The sequence below is a fragment of the Streptomyces olivochromogenes genome (genome assembly GCF_021538895.1).
GTDB classification, from domain to species: Bacteria; Actinomycetota; Actinomycetes; order Streptomycetales; family Streptomycetaceae; genus Streptomyces; species Streptomyces olivochromogenes_A.
The window spans coordinates 51829-63324 of the sequence record NZ_JADDRL010000052.1 but is presented as its reverse complement, the minus strand read 5'-3'; the positions used below and the strand labels follow the sequence as shown (position 1 = coordinate 63324).

General features: G+C 69.8%; 11 protein-coding genes. 8 read left to right on the top strand and 3 right to left on the bottom strand.

Annotated elements, in window-relative coordinates; translation table 11 throughout:
• The 3 genes from IPZ69_RS25415 to IPZ69_RS25405 all read left to right on the top strand — a co-directional run.
• Positions 1–854, top strand: an 854-nt coding sequence (locus IPZ69_RS25415) for an AIM24 family protein (protein ID WP_235456759.1), incomplete at its 5' end; no start/stop codon positions are given.
• A gap of 11 nt (positions 855–865) precedes the next feature.
• Positions 866–1546 carry an AIM24 family protein gene (locus IPZ69_RS25410; RefSeq protein WP_235456758.1) on the top strand — a complete coding sequence of 227 codons (681 nt, stop codon included), beginning with the start codon at positions 866–868 and terminating at the stop codon, positions 1544–1546.
• 18 nt (positions 1547–1564) lie between these two features.
• Positions 1565–2320 (top strand): AIM24 family protein, encoded by a 756-nt coding sequence (locus tag IPZ69_RS25405; RefSeq protein WP_235456757.1) that lies wholly within the window; start codon positions 1565–1567, stop codon positions 2318–2320.
• Positions 2321–2378: 58 nt separating this feature from the next.
• Here the strand turns inward: IPZ69_RS25405 and IPZ69_RS25400 are convergent, their stop codons facing one another.
• Together IPZ69_RS25400 and IPZ69_RS25395 are read right to left on the bottom strand one after the other, a co-directional pair.
• Positions 2379–2906 carry an NUDIX hydrolase gene (locus tag IPZ69_RS25400; RefSeq protein WP_235456756.1) on the bottom strand — a complete coding sequence of 176 codons (528 nt, stop codon included), beginning with the start codon at positions 2904–2906 and terminating at the stop codon, positions 2379–2381.
• The gene (locus tag IPZ69_RS25395; protein WP_235456755.1) at positions 2903–4342 is read right to left on the bottom strand and encodes a zinc-dependent metalloprotease; all 1440 of its coding nucleotides are present in this window, start codon (positions 4340–4342) and stop codon (positions 2903–2905) included. The genes IPZ69_RS25400 and IPZ69_RS25395 overlap by 4 nt, the downstream gene beginning before the upstream one ends.
• A gap of 192 nt (positions 4343–4534) precedes the next feature.
• Between IPZ69_RS25395 and IPZ69_RS25390 the strand changes: the two genes are divergently transcribed.
• The 4 genes from IPZ69_RS25390 to IPZ69_RS25375 all read left to right on the top strand — a co-directional run bounded on the left by IPZ69_RS25390 (position 4535) and on the right by IPZ69_RS25375 (position 7672).
• A complete protein-coding gene (locus IPZ69_RS25390; protein ID WP_235456754.1) occupies positions 4535–5647 on the top strand; it encodes an SDR family oxidoreductase in 1113 nt (370 codons plus the stop codon).
• Positions 5648–5775: 128 nt separating this feature from the next.
• Positions 5776–6237 carry a molybdenum cofactor biosynthesis protein MoaE gene (locus tag IPZ69_RS25385; protein WP_235456753.1) on the top strand — a complete coding sequence of 154 codons (462 nt, stop codon included), beginning with the start codon at positions 5776–5778 and terminating at the stop codon, positions 6235–6237.
• A gap of 114 nt (positions 6238–6351) precedes the next feature.
• Positions 6352–6516 carry a hypothetical protein gene (locus tag IPZ69_RS25380; RefSeq protein WP_235456752.1) on the top strand — a complete coding sequence of 55 codons (165 nt, stop codon included), beginning with the start codon at positions 6352–6354 and terminating at the stop codon, positions 6514–6516.
• A 58-nt stretch (positions 6517–6574) separates the two neighbouring features.
• Positions 6575–7672, top strand: a complete 1098-nt coding sequence (locus IPZ69_RS25375) for a YlbL family protein (RefSeq protein ID WP_235456751.1) — start codon at positions 6575–6577, stop codon at positions 7670–7672.
• A gap of 81 nt (positions 7673–7753) precedes the next feature.
• On the opposite strand, the gene IPZ69_RS25370 is transcribed toward IPZ69_RS25375, so the two are convergent.
• Positions 7754–8296 (bottom strand): PPA1309 family protein, encoded by a 543-nt coding sequence (locus IPZ69_RS25370; RefSeq protein WP_235456749.1) that lies wholly within the window; start codon positions 8294–8296, stop codon positions 7754–7756.
• A 164-nt stretch (positions 8297–8460) separates the two neighbouring features.
• Here IPZ69_RS25370 and IPZ69_RS25365 point away from each other — a divergent pair, with 164 nt between their 5' ends.
• Positions 8461–11460, top strand: coding sequence for a UPF0182 family membrane protein (locus tag IPZ69_RS25365; protein ID WP_235456765.1), 3000 nt, complete (start codon positions 8461–8463; stop codon positions 11458–11460).
• The last annotated feature ends 36 nt before the right edge of the window (positions 11461–11496 follow it).

The following is an 11496-nucleotide window of genomic DNA, read 5'->3' as shown; positions in this document are numbered from 1 at the left end:
TGCCGCCCGGCTACGGCCAGCCGCAGGCGCCGCAGGCCCCGATGCCGCCCGGTTACGGACAGCAGCCGCCCGCGCCGCCCGGATACGGCCAGCCGACCCCGCCCCCGGGCTACGGCCAGCAGCCGCCGTTCGGACAGGTCCCCGGCCAGCAGGCCGCCTCCTACGGAGTGCCGCAGGGCGCTCCCCAGGGCGGTGCGGGTGTCACCGCGGCGCTCCAGCAGTTCAAGGAGACGCCCACGGGGCAGCGCTGGACGCAGCAGAACAAGAAGCTCGTCCGCGTCGACCTCGGCATCGGCGGCCAGCCCGTCCTGGCCCGCCAGGGCAGCATGGTGCTCTACCAGGGCAAGGTCGACTTCAGCTACAAGGGCGCCGGATTCTCCGGCCGGATCGTGGGCAACGCGACCGGCCAGGAGATGCAGCTGATGCGCTGCACCGGCCAGGGCCAGGTGTTCCTCGCCGAGGACGCCACGCACCTGCACCCCGTCGAGCTCCAGGGCGACGCGATCTGCGTGTCCGCCGAGAACGTCCTCGCCTTCGACGAGAGCCTCCAGTACGAGGTCCGTCGCATCGAGGGACACGGCATCCCCGGAGGCGCGCTGTTCACGATGCAGTTCCAGGGCACCGGCACGATCGTCGTGAAGACGCACGGCACGCCCGTCGTGCTGCCCGTCACGCCCACCACGTTCGCCGACTGCAACGCGGTGGTCGCCTGGTCGGCCGCCTCGCAGGTGATCGTCTCCAGCCAGGTCCGGATGCGCCGCAACGCCTACCCGGGCGACACGGGGGAGAGCATCAACCTGCAGTTCCGGGGCGCGCCCGGCAACTTCATCGTCGTCCAGCCGTACGAGGTCTGAGGGAGCCCGTCATGAACCAGCCACTCGCGGGCTTCGCTCCCGCCCCCGTCACCGCTCGCATGGAGAACCACGGCAACCACATGCTGAAGGTCGCCATGCAGAGCGGAAGCGACCTCCTCGCGCGCGTGGGCTCAATGGTCGCCTACGAAGGCTTCATCCAGTACGAGCCCAACCCGCCCGCCGTGCGGCAGATCGCCCGCGACTGGATCACCGGCGAGGGCGCGCCCCTGATGAAGTGCTCCGGCGACGGCCTGCTCTACCTCGCCGACTACGGCGCGAACGTCGTCGTGATCAACCTCAACGGCGACGGCATCTCCGTCAACGCCACCAACCTGCTCGCCTTCGACGCGCACCTCACCTGGGGCGTGGAGCGGGTCAAGGGGCTGGCGAAGTTCGCCGGACAGGGCCTGTGGAACACCAAGATCTCCGGGCAGGGCTGGGTGGCCCTGACCTCCCGGGGCAAGCCGATCGTCGTCGACTGCGGCGGCGGAGAGGACGAGACGTACGTCGACCCCGACGCGCTCGTCGCCTGGTCCCCGAACCTCAAGGTGAAGGGCAAGCGCAGCTTCAAGGCGCAGTCACTGATCGGCCGGGGCAGCGGAGAGGCCTACCAGATGGCCTTCTCCGGCCAGGGCATCGTCGTCGTCCAGCCCAGCGAGGACAGCACCGACCGCCTCCGGGTCCGGGGCTGAGGGGGAGCCAGAGTCACCATGCAGAGCCCGCTTTTCGCCTTCAACGACACGCAGAACCAGGACCGCTACAGCCTGCAGAACAAGCAGATGCTGCGCGTCGTCCTGGAGGGCCACGACGACATCCTCGCCCGCAAGGGGACGATGGTCGCCTACCAGGGCCTCGTCGAGTTCGACGCCGAGTACCGCAGCAACAACCAGGCACGCGCGCGTGCCTACACCGGCGAGGGCCTGGACCTGATGCGCTGCCACGGGCAGGGCACGGTCTACCTCGCCAACCTCGCCCAGCACATCCACGTGATGGATGTGGAGCAGGACGGGCTGACGGTCGACAGCAGCTACGTCCTCGCCATGGACTCCTCGCTGCACCACGAGGTCATCGCCGTCGACAGCCTCTACGGCATCTCCGGGTCCGGGAAGTACCAGCTCAACATCACCGGCCGCGGCAAGGTCGCCCTGATGACCTCGGGCGCGCCGCTGTTGATGCAGGTCACGCCGGACAAGTACGTCAACTGCGACGCCGACGCGATCGTCGCCTGGTCCACCGGGCTGCGGGTGCAGATGCAGGCCCAGACGCACTCCTCCGGGGTGTGGCGGCGCCGCGGCAACACCGGTGAGGGCTGGGAGCTCAGCTTCATGGGCAGCGGCTTCGCGCTCGTCCAGCCCAGTGAGCTGCTGCCGCCGCAGCACGCCCAGATCGGCCAGGGCCTCGCCGCCCAGTTCGGCATGGGCCAGCACGGGGCGCGAGCGCAGAACCAGGGCAACGTCTGGAGCTGAGCGTCCAGTAATCCGACGTAAGGGGCGGCCGCCCATGTGGCCGCCCCTTACACGTGGCTCAGGCTCCGAGCCTGGCGCGCGTCTGTTCCAGCAGCCGTACGACCGACTCGTCGGCGACCTGCGCCACCTCGTCGTAGCCGAACCAGCGCACGTCCAGCGACTCGTCGCTGATGGCGTGCTCGGCGTCGCGCGGCGCGAGGACCGCGTACTGGACGTCGAAGTGCCAGTGGCACGGCGCGGGGATCGGATGCCGGTCCAGACGGACCGGGCCGCCCGCAAGAAGCGTCAGACCCTGGATGCCGGACTCCTCGGTCGCCTCACGCAGCGCCGCCGCCTCCAGCGTGGCGTCGCCCGGCTCGCAGTGGCCGCCCATCTGCAGCCACATGCGCAGCTTCCGGTGCAGCGTGAGCAGCACACGGCCGCGCTCCGGGTCGATCACCAGGGCGCTCGACGTGATGTGGCCCGCGTGGCAGGCCTTCCACATGCCGTCCGGATGCGCCGCCAAGTGGTCCAGGTAGGACTGGCACAGCTCTTCCTGGCCCTCGAAGCCCTTCAGCACGAGGACCGCGTCGTCGTGCAGGCTCACTCGGTGTCGTCGCCCTTGTCGTCCTCGGTGTCCTTCTTCAGGTTCGGCTTCTCACCGGAGCCGCTCGCCGCCTCGCCGAGCATCTTGTCCAGCTCGGAGAAGTCCAGCTGCTCGCGGTGCACGAAACCGTCCGGGTCGTCCAGGTCGGTGGCCGTCGGCAGCATGTCCGGGTGGGCCCACAGGGCGTCCCGGCCGTCGACCCCGCGCGCGTCCGTGAGCGAGGCCCACAGGCGCGAGGCGTCACGCAGGCGGCGCGGCCGCAGCTCCAGGCCGATCAGCGTGGCGAACGTCTGCTCCGCGGGGCCACCCGTGGCACGGCGGCGGCGCAGCGTCTCGCGCAGGGCGTCGGCGGACGACAGACGCGGCTTCGCGGCCGCGTGGACCACCGCGTCCACCCAGCCCTCCACGAGCGCCAGAGCCGTCTCCAGACGGGCCAGGGCGGCCTTCTGCTCGGGCGTGTCCTCCGGCTGGAACATGCCCTGCTGCAGCGCGTCCTGAAGCTGTTCGGGGTTCTGCGGGTCGAACTGGCCGACCACGTCCTCCAGCTTGGCGGTGTCGACCTTGATCCCGCGCGCGTATCCGTCGACGGCGCCGAACAGGTGCGAGCGCAGCCACGGCACGTGCGCGAAGAGACGCTGGTGGGCCGCCTCGCGCAGGGCGAGATAGAGCCGCACCTCGTCCTTCGGCACGCCCAGGTCCTTGCCGAACGCCTCGACGTTCACCGGCAGGAGCGCGGCCTTGCCGGCCGGGCCCAGCGGCAGGCCGATGTCGGTCGAACCGACGACCTCGCCCGCGAGCACGCCCACGGCCTGGCCGATCTGCGTGCCGAACATGGCGCCGCCCATCGAGCGCATCATGCCGATCAGCGGGCCCGCCATGGCCTGCATCTCCTCCGGCAGGACGTCGCCCATGGCCGCGCCGACGCGCTCGGCGACCGGGTCGACCAGTTCCTGCCACGCGGGCAGGGTCGCCTCGACCCACTCCGCGCGGGACCACGCCACGGCGGTGCCGGAGCCGGACGGCAGGGACGTCGCGTCGTCCAGCCACAGGTCGGCCAGGCGGACGGCCTCCTGGACCGCGGTGCGCTCGGCGGGGCCGACGCTCGCGTCCTTGACGCCGTCGGACGTGCCCTGGGAGACCGTCTGGCGGGCGATCTGCTTGGCCATGTCCCAGTTCACCGGGCCGCCCTCGTACGAGAGCATCTGGCCCAGCTGCTGGAACGCAGCGCCCAGGTCGGTGGGGTTCAGTGAACCGAACATGGCAGCGAGCGGATTGTCCGCGCCGGGGCCACCGAAGCCCCCTGCTCCGGGCAGTCCGAAACCGAACGGGTTGGCCGGTCCCTGCTCACCACCGCTCTGCTGGTCCTTCTTCTTGCCCTCGTCGCCGTCTTCCGGCTCCTCCGGCGGAAGGCCGAATCCGAATGGGGTGTCACTCACGGGATTCCTCGGCTGGTAAGGCCACCGGTCTCTTCCGGCGGCGCGGCTGCCCGACAACACCACCCAGCGTAGACACCCGGACCCGATCGGGCCTCGGTGCTTCGCCGACTCTTGGCCTGCGGCAGGATGGATGCCACCTGGTACGTACGCGGCGCTCGCGCTCGTACTGAAGACAACCGCTGGAGACGCCCGGTGAGTTCCCCAGATCCGCAGGTTCGCGCAGCGCGAAACCATTCAACCCCGCCCGCTCTGCGCGGGCCCGTCGTCGCCGTGACCGGCGCCGCCAGCGGGGTCGGCGCGCTGCTCACCGAGCGGCTGGCCGCGTCCGAGGGGATCAAGCAGGTCGTCGCCATCGACGAGCGGCGCGGGGAGTGCGCACAGGCGCAGTGGCACATCCTCGATGTGCGGGATCCGGCGATCGCGGACAAGCTGCGGGGCGCGGACGTGGTGGTGCACCTGGCGCTCGACCTCGACCTGGGGAGTGACGCCGCCGCCCGTACGGCCTACAACGTGCGGGGGACGCAGACGGTGCTGACCGCCGCGGCGGCGGCCGGGGTGCACCGGGTGGTGCTGTGCACCTCGGCGATGGTCTACGGAGCGCTGCCCGAGAACGAGCTGCCGCTCTCGGAGGACGCGGAGCTGCGGGCGACGGCGGAGGCCACGGGGGTCGGGGACCTGCTGGAGATCGAGCGGCTCGCGCGGCGGGCTCCGCGGGCGCATCCGGGGCTCAATGTCACCGTGGTGCGGCCTGCTGTCCTGGTCGGAGGTACGGACACCGCGCTGACCAGGTACTTCGAGTCGCCTCGGCTGCTGGTGGTGGCCGGGTCCCGGCCCGCCTGGCAGTTCTGTCACGTCGAGGATCTGGTCGGTGCTCTGGAGTACGCCGTCCTGGAGAAGGTCGACGGTGAACTGGCCGTCGGGTGTGACGGGTGGCTGGAGCAGGAGGAGGTCGAGGAGCTCAGCGGGATCCGGCGGATGGAGCTGCCGTCGGCGGTCGCGCTGGGGGCGGCGGCACGGCTGCACCGGATCGGGCTCACTCCGTCGCCGGCCGGGGATCTCGCGTACACGATGTACCCCTGGGTGGTGAGCGGGAGCCGGCTGCACGACGCCGGGTGGCGGCCGCGGTGGACCAATGAGGAGGTGCTCGCGGAGCTGCTGGAGGAGGTGTCCGGGCGGCATACGGTCGCCGGGCGGCGGCTCGGGCGCAAGGACGCGACGGCGGCGGGGGCCGCGGGGGCGACGGTCGCTCTGCTGGGCGCGGCGGCGGTCGTACGGCGCGCTCGCAAGGCGCGGCGCCGCATCTGAGGCGAGGGGGCGCCGGCCCTCGGACCCCGCCGGGGGAGTCGCCCTGTAGGACACTCCAAACCACCACGCGCGCGTGCCTGGTGAAAGTCGCATTCCGGGTTGTCGGAGGCGTGCGGCACGATGGGGGTATGGCAGTTACGAACGATCACCCCGGTGAGCAGGCGGCGCAGGATCCCATCAAGCTGATCGCCATACGTGAGACCGCGCTCTCCCTGGACGAGGTCTTCCGGGCCGTCGGGGACGACGCGGCCGGGGGAACCGCGCTGTTCGTGGGGACCGTGCGGAACCACGACGGCGGGGCCGACGTCGACGCGCTCGGGTACTCGTGCCATCCCAGTGCCGAGGCCGAGATGCGCCGGATCGCCGAGAAGGTGGTCGCGGAGTACCCGGTGCGGGCGCTGGCCGCGGTGCACCGGGTGGGGGACCTGGGGGTCGGGGACCTGGCCGTGGTCGTGGCGGTTTCCTGCCCGCACCGGGGAGAGGCCTTCGAGGCCTGCCGCAAGCTCATCGACGACCTCAAGCACGAGGTGCCGATCTGGAAGCACCAGAGGTTCTCCGACGGCGCCGAGGAGTGGGTCGGGGCCTGCTGATCCCACCCGGGGTGTCCGGTTGCGTAACCGCCCCCCTGGCGTGAGCGTTGTCACTGCGAATGGTTAATCTGTTGATCAGTCAGTCGCGGATGCTCATGGGGTTGGGAGGTCGGCATGGCAGCACTCGCCTGGTTGCTCATTCCGCTCGTTGCTGCGATCGGCGCCGGTCTGTGGGGCAGTTGGGCCAATCGGACGCGCAAGGTGCGCGGCGACGGCCCGGAGCTCGACGGGTACGCCCGTTTCAGGGAGGCCATGGAGAGGTCCCACACCAGTACCTGAGGCGCCCGACCGGGTGCCCTGACGGTGTGCTGACAGACGCGTCCCGTACTGTCGTGACATGCCACGCCGCACCGCGACGATGCTCGCCTCCACCCTGATGCTGATCGCGCTCCTGTGCGCGGGGGTGCTGATCCCCGTGCCGTACGCGGTGATGTCCCCGGGGCCGACCGTGAACACGCTCGGGGAGCACGACGGCGAGCCGGTGCTGCAGATCGCCGGGCACAAGACGTACGGCACCTCCGGGCATCTGAACATGACCACTGTCCGGGTCACCAGCGCCGACTACCGGATGAACCTCGTCGAGGCCGTCTACGGCTGGCTCGCCCATGACAACAAGGTCGTGCCGCACGACACGCTGTACCCGGACGGCAAGACCGAGGAGCAGTCCACGCAGGAGAACGCCGAGGAGTTCAGCCAGTCCCAGGAGAGCGCCAAGGTCGCGGCGCTCAAGGAACTCGGCGTCCCGGTGAAGTCCTGGGTGATCGTCTCGACGGTCCTCAAGGACTCCCCGGCCGAGGGCAGGCTGCACGCCGGAGACGTGATCAAGGCCGTGGACGGCGCGGCCGTGAAGCAGCCGGCCGATGTCGCCAAGCTGGTCACCAAGCACAAGCCCGGTGAGAGCGTGACGTTCACGATCGTCCCGGCCAAGGAGCAGGCCGCCGCCGAGAAGGCGAACCGGACGCCGACCAAGACCCAGGACGTCACGATCACGACGAAGGCCTCCACCGACAGCGGTGCCAAGCGCGCCATCGTCGGGATCTCCGCCGGGACCGACCACACCTTCCCGTTCAGCATCGACATCAAGCTCGCCGACGTCGGCGGGCCGAGTGCCGGTCTGATGTTCGCGCTCGGCATCTACGACAAGCTCACCCCGGGCAGCCTCACCGGCGGCAAGTTCGTCGCCGGTACGGGCACGATCGACGACGCCGGCACCGTCGGGCCGATCGGCGGCATCGAGCTGAAGACCGTCGGCGCGCGCAGCAAGGGCGCCCAGTACTTCCTGACGCCCGCCGAGAACTGCGCGTCCGCGGCCAAGGAAACCCCGGGCGGACTCACCCTCGTCAAGGTGAAGACGATCAACGACGCGCTCGCCGCCCTCAAGGACATCCGCAGCGGCGACACCGCCGACCTGCCGAAGTGCACCGCCAAGGGCTGACCCGGAGCGTCCGATGGCGCGTAAACGGCTGGGGGCGCCCCCCGATGCAGGGGGGCGCCCCCAGTGCCGTACCGGAAAGGGTCAGTCCTCGAAGGTCGCCTTCAGCGCCTCCGCCAGGCCCGGCACCAGGTCGGGGCCCGTGAGGACCTCCGTCGGGGTGTCCTTCTCGCGCAGGCGCAGGGCCGAGTCCCGGGTGCCGTCGCGCAGGACCGCGACCGTCATACGGACCTCCTGGCGCTCGGGGTGGTTCGCCACCCACTTCGCCAGCTCCGCCTCGCCGAGACCCTGCGGGACCTGGGCCTCGGCGGACGGGGGAAGCATCAGGCGCTCCACGGTGAGCGCGCATCCGGCCACCGCGTCGGGCCAGGCGATGGTGCCGAGGAACTCGTCGAGCGGCCTGTCCGTTGGAACCTCGTCCTGCTCGATCGGGGTGAGACCGGTGGTCTCGGGCTCGTCCTGCAGGCCGAGCTGGGCCGCGAGGGCAGGTTCCTGGGCCCGCAGCCGCGCGGTGTCTACAAGGGCGAAGAGGCGAGCGGGCTGGTCCCAGCCGAGGCCGGAGGCGTACTCGTCGATTTCGAGTACGGCCCGGGTGAGCGGGTTCGCTGCCATGGGAGTGTTGGACATGGTCACAATCCTGCCTCGTTCCCCACCTGAATCGGGAACCGAGTAAACCGTGAGTAAGTTGCATAGGTGTGGGCCCACGATCACGGGGGGCCACGGACGGTCCACGAAAACGAGGGCCTGACGGAACAACAGCGAACTTCGAGGGGCGCACCTTGGCTTTCCAGATGCCGGACCGCGGCGGAGGCCCGACGGGGCCGCGTATCAGAGCGGGCCGCCCGTCCCGACGTGTCCGGACCCTGCTCATGACACTGGGCGTCCTTGCCGTCCTCGGCATGGTGTTCACCATGTTCGCGGGGTTCTGGACGGACTGGCTGTGGTACCGGTCGGTGCACTACTCGTCCGTGTTCACCACCACGCTGTGGACCAAGATCGGGCTGTTCTTCGTCTTCGGTCTGCTGATGGCGGCCGCGGTCGGCTTCAACATCTGGCTCGCCCATCGGATGCGGCCCCCGCTGAGCGCCATGTCCGTGGAGCAGCAGAGCCTCGACCGCTACCGCATGGGCATCGCGCCGTACAAGAAGTGGCTGCTGCTCGGTGTCACCGCCCTGGTGGGCCTGATCGCCGGCGCGTCCGCGGCGGGCCAGTGGCGGACCTGGCTGATGTGGGTCAACGGCGTGCCCTTCCACCAGAAGGACCCGCAGTTCCACCTCGACGTCTCCTTCTACGCCTTCGACCTGCCCTGGTACCGGTTCCTGCTCGGCTTCGGCTTCGCCACCGCGATCCTGTCCCTGATCGCCGCCGCGCTCACCCACTACCTGTACGGCGGGCTGCGCGTCACCAGCCCCGGCGCGCGCGCCACCGCCGCGGCCACCGGGCACCTGTCCGTGCTGCTCGGCGTCTTCGTCGCCCTGAAGGCGGTGGCCTACTGGCTCGACCGGTACGGACTCGCCGTCAAGTCCAGCGACTTCAAGGCGACGGGCAACTGGACCGGCCTCAGGTACGTCGACGCCAACGCCTATCTGCCGGCCAAGACGATCCTGTTCTGCATCGCCGTGATCTGCGCGCTGCTGTTCTTCGCCACCCTGTGGCGGCGCACCTGGCAGCTGCCCGTCATCGGCTTCGGCCTGATGGTCCTGTCCGCCATCCTGATCGGCGGTCTGTACCCGGCCATCGTGCAGAAGTTCCAGGTCCAGCCGAACGAGCAGGCCAAGGAAGCGCCGTACGTCGCGAAGAACATCAAGGCGACGCGTGAGGCCTACGGCATCGACGACGCCAACGTCAGCGAGTACGCGGGCAAGAGCAGCACCAAGGACAGGACCAAGCTCCGCGACACCGTCGACGACGCCGCGAGCATCCGCATCCTGGACCCGAACATCGTCTCGCCGACGTTCCAGCAGCTCCAGCAGATGCGCAACTACTACGCCTTCCCGAACAACCTTGACGTCGACCGGTACGGCAAGGGCGGCAAGGAGCAGGACACGGTCGTCGGCCTGCGCGAGCTGAACCTCAACGGCATCCCGAAGAACAACTGGATCAACGACCACTTCCGCTACACCCACGGTTACGGCGTGGTCGCCGCCAAGGGCACCGAGGCCGACGACGAGGGCCGCCCGGTCTTCTCCGAGTACGACCTGCCGTCCTCCGGTGACCTCGGGACGTACCAGCAGCGGATCTACTACGGCGAGAAGACGTCCACGTACTCGATCGTCGGCGGTCCCCAGAAGGAGATCGACTACTCCGACGACACGGGTGAGAAGACCACCAGCTACAAGGCGAAGAGCGGCGTCAACCTCTCCAACCCGATCAACCGGGCCGCGTACGCGGTGGCGTTCAACGAGCCGCAGATCCTGTACTCCGGCGCGATCGGCGAGGGCTCGCGGATCCTGTACAACCGCACGCCCAAGGAGCGCGTCGAGGCGGTCGCGCCCTGGCTGACCATCGACGGCGACGCCTACCCGGCGGTCGTGGACGGCCACATCCAGTGGATCATCGACGCCTACACGACGACGAACGGGTACCCGTACGCCTCCCGTACGACCCTCGGCGACACGACGGCCGACTCGCTGACCGCGGCGAACAACTCCCGCGCGGTGGTGGCCCAGCAGAACCAGGTCAACTACATCCGCAACTCGGTGAAGGCGACGGTCGACGCGTACACCGGTGAGGTCAAGCTGTACCAGTGGGACACGCAGGACCCGGTCCTGAAGACCTGGATGAAGGCGTTCCCGGGCACGGTGGAGCCGAGGGCGGACATCTCGCCCGCGCTGCTGGCCCATCTGCGGTATCCGCAGGACCTGTTCAAGGTTCAGCGCGAGCTGCTCACCCGCTACCACGTGACGGACGCGCAGACCTTCCTCAGCGGCAGCGAGGTGTGGCAGGTGCCGGACGACCCGACCAACAAGTCGGGCAACGCGGTGCCGCCGTACTACCTGAGCATGAAGATGCCCGACCAGCAGGGGCAGGCGTTCTCCCTCACCTCGACGTTCACGCCGAACGGCAGGGACAACCTCAGCGCCTTCATGGCGGTCGACTCCGAGGCCGGCACGAGCGACTACGGCAAGATCAGAGTCCTGAAACTGCCGACGAGCACGACGGTCGACGGGCCCAAGCAGGTGCAGAGCCAGTTCAACTCCAACTCCCAGCAGAACATCGCCGAGTTCGTCCGGCTCAACAGCGGTGGCGACTCGGAGATCGAGTACGGCAACCTGCTGACCGTGCCGCTCGACGGCGGACTGCTCTACGTGGAGCCGGTGTACGTGCGCGGTGGCGGGCTCAAGTACCCGCTGCTGCGGAAGGTGTTGGTGACCTACGGCGGCACCACCGCCTTCGAGAACACCCTCGGCCAGGCGCTCGACAAGATCTTCGGAACGTCGACCACCGCGCCACCGGACACCGGTACGAGCAACCCGCCGACGTCCGGCAACGCCACGGTCCGTGACGCGCTGAGCGACGCCCAGAAGGCCTTCGAGGACGGGCAGAAGGCCCTGAAGGAGAGCGACTGGGGGGCGTACGGCCAGGCGCAGAAGGACCTGCAGAGCGCGCTGAAGCGGGCCGAGGAGGCGCAGGCGAAGGCCGACAAGGCCGGCGGCAGCGGCCAGAACGCCGGCCGGAACACGGGCGGCGACTCGGCCACGGGCAGAGGCGGGAAGACGAGCAGCAGTCCCAGCCCGAGCGGCAGTCCGAGTGGCGGCCCGAGTCCGAGCGGAAGTCCCGGCAGTGGTTGATCGACAGCGCTGAGCAACAGGGGCTGATCAAGAGCC